This is a genomic window from Pseudomonas sp. NPDC089743 (assembly GCF_044748785.1).
Classification (GTDB): domain Bacteria; phylum Pseudomonadota; class Gammaproteobacteria; order Pseudomonadales; family Pseudomonadaceae; genus Aquipseudomonas; species Aquipseudomonas putida_X.
Window position 1 is genome coordinate 364,535 of record NZ_JBIVGS010000003.1, and the last position, 15,607, is coordinate 380,141.

A 15,607-nucleotide genomic window follows, 5' to 3' on the forward strand; every position below is an offset into this window, starting at 1 on the left:
GTCGTTCCTGGCGCAACGGGCGTGCTCAGCGGGCGCTGCACAACGCCAGGCAGTTATCCAGCATGCGGTTGGAGAAGCCCCACTCGTTGTCATACCAGGCCAGCACCTTGAGCATCCTGCCGTTGGCGCGGGTATGGTTGGCATCGAAGATCGACGACAAGGGGTTGTGATTGAAATCGCAGGAGACCAGCGGCAGGGCATTGTAGCCGAGCACCTTGGAGTGCCGGCTGGCTTCGAGGAACAGCTGGTTGACCTGCTCGGCCGTGGCCTCGCGCTTGAGGTTGACGGTGAGGTCGACCAGCGACACGTTGATCACCGGTACCCGTACCGCCATGCCGGTGAGCTTGCCGGCCAGCTCTGGCAAGACCAGGCCCACGGCTTCGGCGGCGCCGGTCTTGCTCGGGATCATCGATTGGGTGGCCGAGCGCGCCCGGTACGGGTCGCTGTGGTAGACGTCGGTCAGCACCTGGTCGTTGGTGTAGGCATGGATGGTGGTCATCAGCCCCTGCTCGATGCCGAACTCGCGGTCCAGTACCTGGGCGATCGGCGCCAGGCAGTTGGTGGTGCAGGAGGCGTTGGAAATGACCTGGTGCGAGGCACGCAGGATGTCGTGGTTGACGCCGTACACCACGGTGGCGTCGGCGCCCTTGGCCGGTGCCGAGACGATCACCTTGCCAGCCCCCGCTGCCAGGTGCGCTGCGGCCTTGGCGCGGTCGGTGAAGAGCCCGGTGCACTCGAACACCACGTCGATCGCCTCCGCCTTCCAGGGCAGCTCGGCCGGATTACGGATGGCGCTTACCGCGATACGGTCACCATTGACCGTCAGGCTCTCGTGATCGGCTTGCACCGACGCATCGAATGTACCGTGTACGCTGTCGTACTTGAGCAGGTGGGCGTTCATGTTGCTGTCGCCCAGGTCGTTGATGGCGACGACCTGCAGGTCGTGGCGGTAGCCTTGGGTATACAGTGCGCGCAGGACATTGCGACCGATGCGGCCGAATCCGTTTATGGCGATACGTAGTGTCATGGCAGTACCTCTGGCAGTTCGAGTGAAACCTTTGGCACGAAGCAGCTTCACTGAAACGGTTTTGTTGTTGGAATTACAAGATTATTCACTGAGCGATAGAAAACAAGCCTTTTTACTGGCAGTATTTTGTTTAAATATACAACGAGTGGTCGGGCATGCCGCCGTCTCGATGCGCAGGGTCTCTTACACAGGAGCCTAGGCCGCAATCGTTTGGAGGGGAAATGCCTGGTAAACCGCCCTTACCGCTAGCCTGGAGTCCAGTACATGCACCCGCGCATCCTTGAGGTCACCCAACGGCTGACCGAACGCAGCCGTGCCACCCGTGAACGCTACCTGCAGCTGATTCGCGGCGCGGCCAGTGACGGACCCATGCGGGCCAGCCTGCAGTGCGCCAACTTCGCCCATGGCGTGGCCGGGTGTGGCGCCGACGACAAGCAGAGCCTGCGCCTGATGAATGCCGCCAACGTGGCCATCGTCTCGGCCTACAACGACATGCTCTCAGCGCACCAGCCGTACGTGCATTTCCCCGAACAGATCAAGAAGGCCCTGCGCGAGGTTGGCTCCGTCGGCCAGTTCGCCGGTGGTGTGCCGGCCATGTGCGACGGCGTGACCCAGGGTGAGCCAGGCATGGAACTGGCCATCGCCAGCCGTGAGGTGATCGCCATGTCCACTGCAGTGGCACTGTCGCACAACATGTTCGACGCTGCGCTGATGCTGGGCATTTGCGACAAGATTGTTCCCGGCTTGATGATGGGCGCGCTGCGCTTCGGCCATCTGCCGACCATTTTCGTGCCGGGTGGGCCAATGGTTTCCGGCATCTCCAACAAGCAGAAGGCCGATGTGCGGCAGCGCTATGCCGAGGGCAAGGCCAGCCGCGAGGAGCTGCTGGAGTCGGAGATGAAGTCCTACCACAGCCCGGGCACGTGCACCTTCTACGGCACCGCCAACACCAACCAGTTGGTGATGGAGGTGATGGGGCTGCACCTGCCGGGCGCCTCCTTCGTCAACCCGTACACGCCACTTCGCGACGCGCTGACCGCCGAGGCCGCGCAGCAAGTGACGCGCATGACCAAGGCCAGTGGCAGCTTCATGCCCTTGGGCGAGATCGTCGATGAAAAATCGCTGGTCAACTCCATCGTGGCCCTGCATGCCACCGGCGGGTCTACCAACCACACCCTGCACATGCCGGCGATCGCCCAGGCGGCAGGTATCCAGCTCACCTGGCAGGACATGGCCGACCTGTCCGAGGTGGTGCCGACCCTGTCCCACGTCTACCCCAACGGCAAGGCCGACATCAATCACTTCCAGGCTGCCGGCGGCATGTCGTTCCTGATCCGCGAGCTGCTCGATGCCGGCTTGCTGCACGAAGACGTCAACACCGTCGCCGGCCGTGGGTTGCGCCGCTACACGCAGGAACCGTTCCTCGACAACGGCAAGCTGGTCTGGCGCGAGGGCCCGCAGCAGAGCCTGGACGAGAGCATCCTGCGGCCAGTGGCGCGGCCGTTCTCGGCCGAAGGCGGGCTGCGGGTGATGGAAGGCAACCTTGGGCGCGGCGTGATGAAGGTGTCTGCGGTGGCCCCCGAGCATCAGGTCGTCGAGGCCCCGGCACGGGTGTTCCAGGACCAACAGTCGCTGGCTGACGCGTTCAAGGCCGGCGAACTGGAGTGCGACTTCGTGGCTGTGGTGCGCTTCCAGGGGCCGCGTTGCAACGGCATGCCGGAGCTGCACAAGCTGACGCCGTTCCTCGGTGTGCTGCAGGACCGCGGCTATAAAGTCGCACTGGTCACCGATGGGCGCATGTCGGGTGCATCGGGCAAGATCCCGGCCGCTATCCATGTCTGCCCTGAAGCCTTCGATGGTGGGCCGCTGGCACGGGTGCGCGATGGTGATATCGTGCGGGTAGATGGTGTCGAAGGCACGCTGCAGCTCAAGGTGTCGGCCGAGGAACTGGCCAGCCGCGACCTGCCCCCGCCGCCCCAGGGCAACGACCTGGGCTGCGGGCGCGAGCTGTTCGGCTTCATGCGCATGGCGTTCAGCTCGGCCGAGCAGGGCGCCAGCGCCTTTACCTCGGCCCTGGAGAACCTCAAATGAAGGACCTGCTGGTTGGCGACATCGGTGGCACCAATGCCCGTTTTGCGTTGTGGCGTGACAACCAGCTGCACCAGGTGAAAGTTTTCGCCACGGCTGACTACACCAGCCCGGAGCAAGCCATCGAAGCTTACCTGCACAGCCAAGGCATCGCCCGTGGCGGGTTGTCGGCGGTGTGCCTGGCGGTGGCCGGGCCGGTCGACGGTGATGAGTTTCGCTTTACCAACAATCATTGGCGGCTGAGCCGCAGTGCGTTCTGCAAGACTTTGCAGGTTGATCAGCTGCTGCTGATCAACGACTTCACGGCGATGGCCCTGGGCATGACCCGGCTGCAAGCGCACGAGGTGCGCCAGGTGTGCCCTGGCAAGGCCGACCCGGCGCGACCTGCACTGGTGATCGGGCCGGGCACCGGCCTTGGCGTCGGCAGCCTGCTGCGCCTGGGTGAGCAGCATTGGCTGGCGTTGCCCGGTGAGGGCGGGCACGTCGACCTGCCGGTAGGCAATGCCCGCGAAGCGGCGATCCATCAGCAGATTCACGGGCAGATTGGCCATGTCAGCGCTGAAACCGTGCTCAGCGGTGGCGGCCTGCTGCGTTTGTACCAGGCCATCTGTGCGCTGGACGGTGATACGGTCCGGCACAAGACACCAGCCGAAATCACCGATGCCGCCCTGAGTGGTGAGCCTCGGGCTCTGGCGGTCGTCGAACAGTTCTGCCGCTTCCTCGGGCGCGTGGCAGGTAACAATGTTCTGACCCTTGGCGCGCGCGGTGGGGTTTATATTGTCGGCGGTGTGATTCCGCGGTTTGCCGAGCTGTTCATGCGTAGCGGGTTTGCTGCAAGTTTTGCCGACAAGGGCTGCATGAGCGGGTATTTCGCGGGTGTGCCGGTGTGGTTGGTGACGGCAGAGTTTTCTGGACTGCTGGGCGCTGGCGTGGCATTACAGCAGGCTCTGGATCATTGAGAGGGGGCCGCTTTGCGGCCCGATCGCCGGCAAGCCGGCTCCCACGCAGGTCGCTACAGCACTGGGTATCAGTGAGAGCACTCGGTAACAATGGGGGCACTCGCTATCGGTGGGAGCCGGCTTGCCGGCGATTGGGGCGCGAAGCGGCCCCCGAAGCAGGCAAAAGACCTGCGACAACAAGAGGGCGGGACACCTTGAGCACTGCCGGTAAATCGATCCTGATGGTGGATGACGATCAGGAAATCCGCGAGCTGTTGCAAACCTACCTGAGCCGCGCTGGCTTCCAGGTGCATGCCCAAGCCGATGGGCAAGGTTTTCGCCACGCTCTGGAAAACACTCACTGCGATCTGGTCATTCTCGATGTGATGCTGCCCGACGAGGACGGCTTCAGCCTGTGTCGCTGGGTGCGCCAGCACCCGCGCCAGTCGCGGGTACCGATCATCATGCTGACCGCCAGTTCCGACGAGGCCGACCGGGTCATCGGCCTTGAGCTCGGGGCGGACGATTACCTGGGCAAGCCGTTCAGCCCGCGGGAGCTGCAGGCGCGCATCAAGGCCCTGCTGCGGCGTGCGGAATTCGGCCAGGCCGCCCCAGCCAGCGCGGTACTGGCCTTCGACGACTGGCGCCTGGACACGGTCAGCCACCGGCTGTTCCACCGCGATGGAGAGGAGGTGATCCTTTCCGGTGCCGACTTCGCCCTGCTCAAGCTGTTTCTCGATCATCCTCAACAGATCCTCGACCGCGATACCATCGGCAACGCTACCCGGGGCCGTGAGCCGATGCCGCTGGACCGTATCGTTGACATGGCGGTCAGCCGCCTGCGCCAGCGTCTGCGCGACACCGACAAACCGCCACGGCTGATCCGCACGGTACGCGGCAGTGGTTACCTGCTGGCTGCGCATGTCTGCTGTGCGTCCTGAGCGGCGCTGGCGCTTGCTGCCGCGCTCGCTGCTGGGGCGCATGCTGCTGTTGACCTTGCTGGTGGTGCTGCTGGCGCAGGGCTTGTCCAGCGTCATCTGGGTCACGCAGCTACGTGCCAGCCAGATGCAAGGCCTGCGCGCCAGTGCCGGCAGCCTGGCCCATTCGATGAGTGCCAGCGTCAGTTATTTCCGTTCTTTGCCGGTGGCCTACCGGCCGATGGTACTGGACCAGTTGCGCAGCATGGGGGGGACGCGTTTTTTCGTGTCGCTCAACGACAAGCCCCTGGACATGCCGGTATTGCCCCTTACGCCACGCAAGCGGGCGGTGATCGAAGTGTTTCAGCAGGTACTGCATGAACGGCTGGGCGCCCAGATGGAAATTTCTGTCGAGTTCGTCGCCCCCGATGATCTGCGCATCTTCAACAGCGGCCTCAAGCTCGATGAGCTGCCGCGTTCCTGGGCGCATTACTCGCTGACCCTGGAGCCACTCAACCCGCCCGTACTGGTCACGCAGATTCGCCTGGGCGAAGACGAGTGGCTGTACATCGCCTCGTTGCTGCCTGAGCCCTACACCGGCCTTGAAGCCGAGCGCCTGCCACGCCAGCAGATCGGCTTCATCGTCCTGACCACCGCCTTGCTGCTGTTGTTCATCGGCCTGCTGGTGCACTGGCAGAGCTGGCCACTCAAACGCCTGGCGCGGGCCGCGCGGGATCTGTCGCTGGGCGCCGATGTGGCGCCAGTGCCCGAGGGCGGTGGCAGCGAGGTGGTCGAGGTCGGGCGAGCGTTCAACAGCATGCGTGAGCGTATAAGCCGCTACCTCACCGAGCGCAGTCAGTTGTTCAGCGCCATTTCCCACGACCTGCGCACGCCTATCACCCGGCTGCGGCTGCGTGTGGAACTGTTGGAAGATGAGCGCATGCAGGCCAAGTTCAGTCAGGATCTCGATGAGCTGGAGCTGTTGGTCAAAGGCGCTTTGCAATGCGTGAAAGACACTGACATCCACGAGAACATCGAGCCGGTCGATCTCAACCAGGTCCTGGAGATTCTCGCCGAGCCGTATCTGGGGGATGGCCGCATCACCGTGGAAGGCCAGGCCCTGGCGCCGTACCCGGGCAAGCCGCTGGCCTTGCGCCGCTGCATCGGCAACCTGATAGACAATGCCATCAAATACGGCGAGCGTGCCCACCTGCGCATCATCGACAGCGCGCAGGGCTTTGTCCTGCAGGTGGATGACCAGGGGCCGGGCGTGCCACAGCAGCGCCTTGAGCAGGTGTTCGAGCCGCATTTCAGGCTGGCCGGGCAGCAGCAGGGGTATGGCTTGGGCTTGGGGATTGCACGCAACATTGCCCACAGCCATGGGGGGGAGGTGAGCCTGCTCAACTTGCGCGAGGGCGGCTTGCGCGTGACCCTCCATCTGCCGCGTGGCGTTGAGTGACGGTAGAGTGTGTCACCGATCGGTGACATAGCCGCAAGCCTTCGTGACATCCCAGCCAGGACGGCTGGCTAGAATCTGCAAACCTCACACAGGGAAGCAGCAGGAGCATGGACTACATCGACTCCCCGGAACATACCGCCTGGCTCGCAAGCGAGGGCGAGCGGCTGCTCCGTTTCGCCAAGGCCTCGCAAGCCCCCGAAGGTTTCGGCAATCTCGACGCCCGCGGCAATCTGCCCCCTACGGCTGTTGCCGAAACCATGAACACCGCACGCATGACCCACAGCTTCGCCCTGGCCCACCTCCAGGGGGCGCCTGGCTGCCTGGCATTGGTGCAGCACGGTGTACACGCCTTGTGCGGGCCTTTGCGCGACGCCGAGTACGGCGGTTGGTTCGCCCGGCCGCACGGGCAGGGCGACAATGGCAAGGCGGCTTACCTGCATGCCTTCGTCGCGCTTGCCGCCAGCTCTGCCGTGGTGGCTGGCGCTGCGGGCGCACAGGGGTTGCTGGCGCAGGCGATACAGGTCATCGAAGAGCGCTTCTGGAGCGAAGAGGAGGGTGCAATGCGCGAATCCTTTTCCAGCGACTGGCAGCAGCCCGAAGCCTACCGCGGTGCCAACAGCAACATGCACGCCACCGAGGCCTTCCTCGCCCTGGCAGACGTGACCGGTGATGTGCGTTGGTTAGAGCGCGCCTTGCGTATCGTCGAACGCATCATTCACGGCCATGCTGGCGCCGGTGGCTACCGGGTAATCGAACATTTCGATGCGCACTGGCAACCGCTCCCCGAATACAACCAGGACAATCCTGCAGACCACTTCCGCCCTTACGGCACAACGCCAGGCCATGCATTCGAGTGGTCCCGTCTGGCCCTTCACCTCGAAGCTGCACGTCGTCAGGCCGGGCTTCCCGTTCCAGCATGGCTGCTGGCCTGTGCGCGGGGCTTGTTCGCCAACGCCTGCACCCATGCCTGGAGCGTCGATGGTGCCGAGGGCATCGTCTACACCTTGGGCTGGGACGATCGGCCCAGGGTGCGCGAGCGCCTGCACTGGGTGCATGCCGAAGCCTGCGCCAGCGCCGCAGCGCTGCTGCGGCGAACCGGCGAGCAACAGTACGAACGATGGTACCGGCGCTTCTGGGCCTTCATCGACACCCACTTCATCGACCGCGCAGCCGGAAGCTGGCACCACGAACTCGGCCCGGACAATCAGCCAGCGGCGACGATCTGGGCTGGCAAGCCAGACCTCTATCACGCCTACCAGGCTGTACTGCTGCCAACGCTGCCCCTGGCTCCCAGCCTGGCCAGCGCACTGGCGCGCAATGTAACCAAACGATGACATTCACGCATCGCTTCGTTACCTGACGCAGCGGGCACTCTGATTAGACTCCATGCAATGCAAGCGCTCGACTTGCCCGGCATAACAACAAGAAAGGTACTCCGATGAATTCGACTCTCCGCCTCGCTGCCGCCATTTCCTTCGCCTCCCTGTTCCCGCTCAGTGCCTTCGCCGCCGACTCCAAAGGCAGTGTCGAAGTGGTGCACTGGTGGACATCCGGTGGGGAAAAAGCGGCGGTCGATGTGCTCAAGGCCCAGGTCGAGAAGGATGGCTTCACCTGGAAGGATGGGGCTGTTGCCGGCGGTGGTGGGGCCACGGCCATGACCGTGCTCAAGAGTCGCGCGGTGGCCGGTAACCCGCCGGGTGTCGCCCAGATCAAGGGGCCGGACATCCAGGAATGGGCTTCCACCGGGCTGCTGGACCCGGATGTGCTCAAGGATGTGGCCAAGCAAGAGAAGTGGGACTCGCTGCTCGACAAGAAAGTCGCCGATACCGTCAAGTACGAAGGTGACTACGTGGCCGTGCCGGTGAACATCCATCGCATCAACTGGCTGTGGATCAACCCTGAAGTGTTCAAGAAGGCCGGCATCGACAAGGCGCCGACCACCCTCGACGAATTCTACGCCGCCGCCGAAAAACTCAAGGCGGCCGGCTTCATCCCGCTCGCCCATGGTGGCCAGCCATGGCAGGACAGCACGGTGTTCGAAAGTGTGGTCCTGTCGGTGATGGGGGCAGACGGTTACAAGAAAGCGCTGGTCGACCTCGATGAAGCCACGCTGACCGGGCCGCAGATGGTCAAGTCACTGACCGAGCTGAAGAAGGTCGCCACCTATATGGACCCCGACGGCAAAGGCCAGGACTGGAACCTGGAAGCGGCCAAGGTCATCAATGGCAAGGCCGGCATGCAGATCATGGGTGACTGGGCCAAGAGCGAATGGACCCTGGCCAAGAAGACCGCTGGCAAGGACTACCAGTGCGTAGCGTTCCCTGGCACCGACAAGGCTTTCCTGTACAACATCGACTCGCTGGTGGTGTTCAAGCAGAACGACGAAGGCACGGCCGCTGGCCAGCAGGACATTGCCAGAAAGGTGCTTGGCCAGGACTTCCAAAAGGTCTTCAGCATCAACAAAGGCTCCATTCCCGTTCGTAACGACATGCTCGCGGACATGAGCGCCTACGGCTTCGACGCCTGCGCCCAGACGTCGGCCAAGGACTTCATGGCCGACGCCAAGACCGGCGGCCTGCAGCCGAGCATGGCGCACAACATGGCCACTACGCTGGCCGTGCAGGGCGCCTTCTTCGATGTGGTGACCAACTACATCAACGACCCCAAGGCAGACCCTGCAGCTGCAGCGAAGAAGCTGGCTGCGGCGATCAGATCGGCCAAGTGAAAACCTGATGGCCCCATCGCCGCCAAGCCGGCGCCCACAGTTGCTCCGATGCTTTTGAACACTGTGGCGTACCGGTGGGCGCCGGCTTGCCGGCGATGAGGCCAGTACCGTCAATACAGGGGCTGCCCAGGCCCCGGGTAATCACATCATGACTACAGCAACCGCCCAACTGCGGGCCTCCCCCCTGGATGCGCTGCAGCGCTGGCTACCCAAGCTGGTGCTGGCACCGAGCATGTTCATCGTCCTGGTGGGCTTTTACGGCTACATCCTGTGGACGTTCGTCCTGTCCTTCACCACCTCGACCTTCCTGCCGACTTACAAGTGGGCGGGCCTTGCGCAATACGCCAGGCTGTTCGACAACGATCGCTGGTGGGTGGCGAGCAAGAACCTGCTGGTGTTCGGCGGGCTGTTCATCGGTATCAGCCTCGCCATCGGCGTACTGCTGGCGGTGCTGCTCGACCAGCGCATCCGCCGCGAAGGTTTCATCCGCACGGTCTACCTGTACCCCATGGCCCTGTCGATGATCGTCACCGGTACCGCTTGGAAATGGCTGCTCAACCCAGGCATGGGCCTGGACAAGCTGTTGCGTGACTGGGGCTGGGAAGGGTTCCGCCTGGACTGGCTGATCGACCCCGACCGCGTGGTGTACTGCCTTGTCATCGCCGCCGTGTGGCAAGCCTCGGGTTTCATCATGGCGATGTTCCTTGCCGGCCTGCGCGGGGTCGACCAGTCGATCATCCGTGCTGCACAGATGGATGGTGCGAGCCTGCCACGCATCTACTGGACCGTGGTGCTGCCGAGCCTGCGCCCGGTGTTCTTCAGTTCGCTGATGATCCTCTCGCACATTGCGATCAAAAGCTTCGACCTGGTGGCCGCAATGACTGCCGGTGGCCCGGGCTACTCGTCCGACCTGCCGGCCATGTTCATGTACTCGTTCACCTTCAGCCGCGGCCAGATGGGCATGGGCTCGGCCAGCGCCATCCTCATGCTCGGGGCGATCCTGGCGATTCTCGTGCCTTACCTGTACTCGGAGCTGCGGAGCAAACGCCATGCATAGCCCCATCGAAAAACCGCTGCCAAGCATCAGCCGCATCGCCATTCACGCGGTGTTGCTGATCGCCGTGCTGCTTTACCTGGTGCCGCTTGTGGTGATGCTGCTGACCAGCTTCAAAACCCCGGAGGACATCAGTACCGGCAACTTGCTGAGCTGGCCGACCGTGGTCAGCGGCATCGGTTGGGTCAAGGCCTGGGGCACGGTCAGCGGCTATTTCTGGAACTCGATCATGATCACCGTGCCAGCGGTGCTGATCTCGACCGCCATTGGTGCACTCAACGGATATGTGCTGTCGATGTGGCGTTTCCGTGGGTCCCAGTTGTTTTTCGGCCTGCTGTTGTTCGGTTGCTTCCTGCCGTTCCAGACCGTGTTGCTGCCAGCCTCGTTCACCCTCGGCAAGCTGGGCCTGGCCAGCACCACCAGCGGGCTGGTGCTGGTGCACGTGGTCTATGGCCTGGCCTTTACCACGCTGTTCTTCCGCAACTTCTATGTGAGCATTCCCGATGCGCTGGTCAAGGCCGCACGCCTGGACGGTGCCGGGTTCTTCACCATTTTCCGCCGCATCATCCTGCCGATGTCGACACCCATCATCATGGTCTGCCTGATCTGGCAGTTCACCCAGATCTGGAATGACTTCCTGTTCGGCGTGGTGTTCTCCAGCGGCGATTCGCAACCGATCACCGTGGCGTTGAACAACCTGGTCAATACCAGTACCGGGGCCAAGGAGTACAACGTCGACATGGCGGCGGCGATGATCGCCGGCCTGCCAACCCTGCTGGTCTACGTGGTGGCAGGCAAGTATTTCGTTCGCGGGCTTACAGCCGGCGCGGTCAAGGGGTAAGTCATGGCAACGCTTGAACTTCGTAATGTGAACAAGACCTACGGCAGCGGCCTGCCGGACACCCTCAAGGACATTCAGCTGTCGATCAAGGACGGCGAATTCCTGATTTTGGTCGGCCCTTCGGGCTGCGGTAAATCGACCTTGATGAACTGCATCGCGGGCCTTGAAAACATCACCGGCGGCGCGATTCTCATCGATGATCAGGATGTCAGTGGCATGAGCCCCAAGGATCGTGACATCGCCATGGTGTTCCAGTCCTACGCGCTGTATCCGACCATGAGCGTGCGCGAGAACATCGAATTCGGCCTGAAGATCCGCAAGATGCCGCAGGCCGCGATCGACGAGGAAGTGGCCCGTGTGGCCAAGCTGTTGCAGATCGAACACCTGCTTGCACGCAAGCCGGCGCAGTTGTCCGGTGGCCAGCAGCAGCGGGTGGCGATGGGCCGCGCGTTGGCGCGGCGGCCGAAGATCTACCTGTTCGACGAACCGTTGTCCAACCTCGACGCCAAGCTGCGCGTCGAGATGCGCACGGAAATGAAACTGATGCACCAGCGACTGAAAACCACCACGGTGTATGTCACCCACGACCAGATCGAGGCCATGACCTTGGGCGACAAGGTTGCGGTGATGAAGGACGGCATCATTCAGCAGTTCGGTACCCCGCAACAGATCTACAACGACCCGGCCAATCAGTTCGTCGCCAGCTTCATCGGCTCACCACCGATGAACTTCATTCCGGTGCGCCTGGCCAGGCAGGACGGGCGCCTGCTGGCCCTGCTCGACAGCGGCCAGGCACGGTGCGAGCTGCCGTTGGGCATGGCCGTCGACGAACTCGACGGGCGCGAGGTCATCCTCGGCATCCGCCCGGAGCAGATCAGCCTGGGTACCGGCGAGGGCAATGGCCTGCCGGGCATTCGCGCCGAGGTGCAGGTAACCGAGCCTACCGGCCCCGACCTTTTGGTCTTCGTCACCCTCAACCAGACCAAAGTGTGCTGCCGCCTGGCGCCGGATGTGGCGTGCCGGGTCGGTGACAGCCTTAACCTGCAGTTCGACCCGGCTCGGGTGCTGCTGTTTGACGCCGCCAGCGGCGAACGCCTGGACTTGAATACTGCCAACGTTTCAGTGAAGGACAACGTGACTCACCTCAAGAGCCGTTGAATCGTCGACACCATCAATAAGAAAAAGAGGACGCAAAGGGATGGAACAGCGCAATCGCATAAGGACCTTGGGCTCGCTGGCCCTGCTGGCCATGGTTGGGAGCAGTGGGGCTCAGGCCGCCGAGGCCTTCTCCAGCGAATCGAAATGGATGACCGGCGACTGGGGGGGGACCCGTACCGAGCTGCTGGAAAAAGGCTACGACTTCACCCTCGACTATGTGGGTGAGGTCGCTGGTAACCTCAATGGCGGCTACAACGACGACAAGACCGCGCGCTACAGCGACCAGTTCGCCCTCGGCGCGCACCTGGACCTGCAGAAGATTTTTGGCTGGCACGATGCCGAGTTCAAACTGGCGATCACCGAGCGAAGTGGCCGCAACCTTTCCAATGACCGTATCAGCGACCCGCGGGCCGGCCAGTTCAGTTCGGTGCAGGAGGTATGGGGGCGCGGCCAGACCTGGCGCCTGACCCAGATGTGGATCAAGCAGAAGTACTTCGACGGTGCCCTGGATGTGAAATTTGGCCGGTTCGGCGAGGGCGAGGACTTCAACAGCTTCCCCTGTGACTTCCAGAACCTGGCCTTCTGTGGATCGCAGGTGGGCAACTGGGTCGGCGGCATCTGGTACAACTGGCCGGTCAGCCAGTGGGCGTTGCGGGTCAAGTACAACATCACGCCGGAGTTCTTCGTGCAGGTCGGCGCGTTCGAGCAGAACCCTTCCAACCTGGAAACCGGCAACGGCTTCAAGCTCAGCGGCAGCGGCACCAAGGGCGCGATCCTGCCGGTGGAGGCGGTCTGGTCACCGCACGTCAACGGCCTGCCGGGCGAGTACCGCCTGGGCTACTACTACAGCACGGCTGATGCCGAAGACGTCTACGAGGACGTCAATGGCAACCCGCAAGGGATCAGCGGCGCCGGCTTCAAGTCACACTCCAGCAAGCATGGCTGGTGGGTGGTTGCGCAGCAGCAGGTCACCGCCCATGGTGGCGACGCCAGCCGCGGTCTGAGCCTGTTCGCCAACTTCACCGTGCATGACAAAGCGACCAACGTGGTCGATAACTACCAGCAGGTAGGGCTGGTCTACAAAGGCGCCTTCGATGCCCGGCCCAAGGACGATATCGGCTTTGGTATCGCCCGCATCCACGTCAACGATGACGTGAAAAAACGTGCCGAACAGCTCAATGCCCAGAGTGGCATAAATGACTACGACAACCCGGGCTTCGTGCCGCTGCAGCGCACCGAATACAACGCCGAGCTCTATTACGGCTTCCACGTCACCAACTGGCTGACCGTTCGCCCGAACCTTCAGTACATCAAGAGCCCCGGTGGGGTGGACGAGGTGGACAACGCGCTGGTCGCTGGTTTGAAGATTCAGTCGTCATTCTGAGCCTGTTTGTTGTAAATTTACGCCAATCCAAAAACGGCTCCCGGCATCCACTGGCTTGCAGTGGTTGTCGGGGATAGGCCGAGACAGCGCTATCTCAAACAACAAGAGCTTGGAACCATGCCTGAACATCCGCTACATCGCTTCTTTACCGCACAGCGGCCCAGGCCGACATTCGAGTGGGAGCGTTACCAGCAGCGCGATGTGCTGATCATTGACCACCCCCGTTGCCAGGCGGTGTTCAGCCGCCAGGGTGCGCAACTGCTGCACTTCCAGCCGGCCGGTGAGCGGCCCTGGTTGTGGTGTGCCGAGCAGTGGCCGCAGGTGGGGGCGATCCGTGGGGGCGTGCCGGTGTGTTGGCCGTGGTATGGTCGCCACCCCAGCGAGGACCTGTGGCCTGCCCACGGTTGGGCGCGCCTGCTGGACTGGAAGCTGGTGGACAGCCGTGAGGACGAGGAGGGCGTGAGCCTGAAGTGGCGCCTGGACTTGTGCGACTGGCAGGTCGACCTGCATGCTCGCCTGGGCAGCCGCATGGAACTGAGCTTGAGTACCGAGCACCAGGACAGCGAACCCTGCCAGTTGAGCCATGCACTGCTGGCCTACTGGCGTATCAGCGACGTTTCCGAGATAGCGCTGTCCGGGCTCGAAGATATCCAAGGCTATGACCGTCTGAGCCGGCAAGCCTGCCGCGAAGACGGCGCGTTGAAGCTCAAGGGCGGCTGCCAGAAGGTCTATCCCGGCACGCCGCGCGTACAGCTGCAGGACCCGGCCTGGCAGCGAGAACTGTGCATCGATACGGGTGACAGTGACGATACCGTGGTCTGGCACCCCGGCAACCGCCCGTTGATGGGTGTGAGCGGGCGCGAGTGCCAGGGTTTCGTCTGTGTCGAGGCGGCCAGCGGCAGCGGTGAAGGCCTGAGCCTGGCGCCGGGGCAGCGCGCCCATTTGCGGCTGCAGGCGCACCGGCTCAGCTGAGTTGGTCGTCCTCGATCGGGTAGCGGCTGGCGTTGAGGCTTTCCTTGATCTTGCGCAGGTGCGGCTGGAAGTCCACACCGCGGCGCAGGGTCATCCCGGTGGCGAGTACGTCGAGCACGGTAAGCTGGATGATCCGCGACGTCATCGGCATGTAGATGTCGGTGTCTTCCGGTAGCGGGATGTGCAGGCTGAGGCTGCACGCTTGGGCCAAGGGGGAGCCGGCGGCGGTCAGGCCGAGCACCGAGGCGCCGTTTTCGCGGGCCAGGCGCGCTACCTCCACCAGTTCGCGGGTGCGCCCGGTGTAGGAGATGATCACGAACAGATCGCCAGTGTGAGCCACCGAAGCCAGCATGCGCTGCATCAGCACGTCGGCGTGGGCCGAGACGGCGAGGTTGAAACGGAAAAACTTGTGCTGGGCGTCCAGGGCTACCGGGGCGGACGCGCCCAGGCCGAAGAAGTGGATCTGCCGGGCCTGGATCATCATGTCCACGGCGCGGCTGACCTGCTGCGGGTCAAGCTGCTGGCAGGCGCTGTCGAGCGAGGCGATTGCACTGGCAAAGATCTTCTGGGTGTAGGCTGCAGGATCGTCATCGGCCTCGACCGCGCGGCTGACATAGGCCGCACCACTGGCGAGGCTTTGCGCCAGCTGCAGCTTGAGCTCGGGGTAACCGCTGACGCCGAACGAGCGGCAGAAGCGGTTGACGGTCGGTTCGCTGACCTTGGCCGCCTGGGCCAGTGCGGCAATGCTGAAACGGGTGGCTTGTTGCGGGTTGAGCAGGATGACTTCGGCGACTTTGCGTTCGGCCTTGTTCAGCTCGTCGAGGCGTCCCTGGATCTGCTCCAGGAGGTTTCGCACGCGGTCCATGGGTGTGTCCTTGGGTCGAGAAGACAGCCGGCTGGCGGAGCAGCAGGCTTTTTGCACAGTCGTCTATCGTACTGTCGGTGCGGGTGGCGCACCACTTATCTGTAACACTTGTGTGTAATGTTGTGGTTTTTACTACATTTTCTCTTGAAAACCGTATGTGAAAGCGGTATTCCTAGGCC

General features: G+C 63.1%; 13 protein-coding genes. 11 read left to right on the forward strand and 2 right to left on the reverse strand.

Going from position 1 to position 15,607, the window contains the following annotated elements:
- Positions 1 to 25: 25 nt before the first annotated feature.
- Entirely contained in the window at positions 26 to 1,027 is a 1,002-nt protein-coding gene (gene gap / locus ACIPZC_RS08515; protein WP_400626180.1) for a type I glyceraldehyde-3-phosphate dehydrogenase, read from the reverse strand.
- A 264-nt stretch (positions 1,028 to 1,291) separates the two neighbouring features.
- Here gap and edd point away from each other — a divergent pair, with 264 nt between their 5' ends.
- From edd to ACIPZC_RS08570, 11 genes are all read left to right on the forward strand, one after another.
- Positions 1,292 to 3,118 (forward strand): phosphogluconate dehydratase, encoded by a 1,827-nt coding sequence (gene edd, locus ACIPZC_RS08520; protein ID WP_400626182.1) that lies wholly within the window; start codon positions 1,292 to 1,294, stop codon positions 3,116 to 3,118.
- Complete coding sequence (locus ACIPZC_RS08525) at positions 3,115 to 4,074, forward strand: glucokinase (protein ID WP_400626184.1); 960 nt, start codon at positions 3,115 to 3,117, stop codon at positions 4,072 to 4,074. The genes edd and ACIPZC_RS08525 overlap by 4 nt, the downstream gene beginning before the upstream one ends.
- 194 nt (positions 4,075 to 4,268) lie before the next feature.
- On the forward strand, positions 4,269 to 4,994 hold the full coding sequence (gene gltR, locus ACIPZC_RS08530) for a two-component system response regulator GltR (RefSeq protein WP_241804282.1): 726 nt from the start codon (positions 4,269 to 4,271) through the stop codon (positions 4,992 to 4,994).
- Positions 4,975 to 6,429, forward strand: coding sequence for an ATP-binding protein (locus tag ACIPZC_RS08535; RefSeq protein WP_400626186.1), 1,455 nt, complete (start codon positions 4,975 to 4,977; stop codon positions 6,427 to 6,429). Before gltR ends, ACIPZC_RS08535 begins: the two co-directional genes overlap by 20 nt.
- Positions 6,430 to 6,536: 107 nt before the next feature.
- Positions 6,537 to 7,763: an AGE family epimerase/isomerase gene (locus tag ACIPZC_RS08540; RefSeq protein WP_349974786.1), complete on the forward strand. Its 1,227-nt coding sequence runs from the start codon at positions 6,537 to 6,539 to the stop codon at positions 7,761 to 7,763.
- A 104-nt stretch (positions 7,764 to 7,867) separates the two neighbouring features.
- Positions 7,868 to 9,154, forward strand: coding sequence for an ABC transporter substrate-binding protein (locus tag ACIPZC_RS08545; RefSeq protein WP_400626188.1), 1,287 nt, complete (start codon positions 7,868 to 7,870; stop codon positions 9,152 to 9,154).
- Positions 9,155 to 9,302: 148 nt separating this feature from the next.
- Positions 9,303 to 10,211, forward strand: coding sequence for a carbohydrate ABC transporter permease (locus ACIPZC_RS08550; protein ID WP_241804286.1), 909 nt, complete (start codon positions 9,303 to 9,305; stop codon positions 10,209 to 10,211).
- Positions 10,204 to 11,049, forward strand: coding sequence for a carbohydrate ABC transporter permease (locus tag ACIPZC_RS08555; protein ID WP_241804287.1), 846 nt, complete (start codon positions 10,204 to 10,206; stop codon positions 11,047 to 11,049). The genes ACIPZC_RS08550 and ACIPZC_RS08555 overlap by 8 nt, the downstream gene beginning before the upstream one ends.
- 3 nt (positions 11,050 to 11,052) lie before the next feature.
- Positions 11,053 to 12,207, forward strand: a complete 1,155-nt coding sequence (locus tag ACIPZC_RS08560) for an ABC transporter ATP-binding protein (protein ID WP_400626191.1) — start codon at positions 11,053 to 11,055, stop codon at positions 12,205 to 12,207.
- A 91-nt stretch (positions 12,208 to 12,298) separates the two neighbouring features.
- Complete coding sequence (locus ACIPZC_RS08565) at positions 12,299 to 13,591, forward strand: carbohydrate porin (RefSeq protein ID WP_267824086.1); 1,293 nt, start codon at positions 12,299 to 12,301, stop codon at positions 13,589 to 13,591.
- A 117-nt stretch (positions 13,592 to 13,708) separates the two neighbouring features.
- Positions 13,709 to 14,563, forward strand: coding sequence for a D-hexose-6-phosphate mutarotase (locus ACIPZC_RS08570; RefSeq protein WP_241804289.1), 855 nt, complete (start codon positions 13,709 to 13,711; stop codon positions 14,561 to 14,563).
- Here ACIPZC_RS08570 and hexR read toward each other — a convergent pair.
- Entirely contained in the window at positions 14,556 to 15,419 is an 864-nt protein-coding gene (gene hexR / locus ACIPZC_RS08575) for a DNA-binding transcriptional regulator HexR (RefSeq protein ID WP_400626369.1), read from the reverse strand. The genes ACIPZC_RS08570 and hexR overlap by 8 nt on opposite strands.
- Positions 15,420 to 15,607 lie beyond the last annotated feature (188 nt).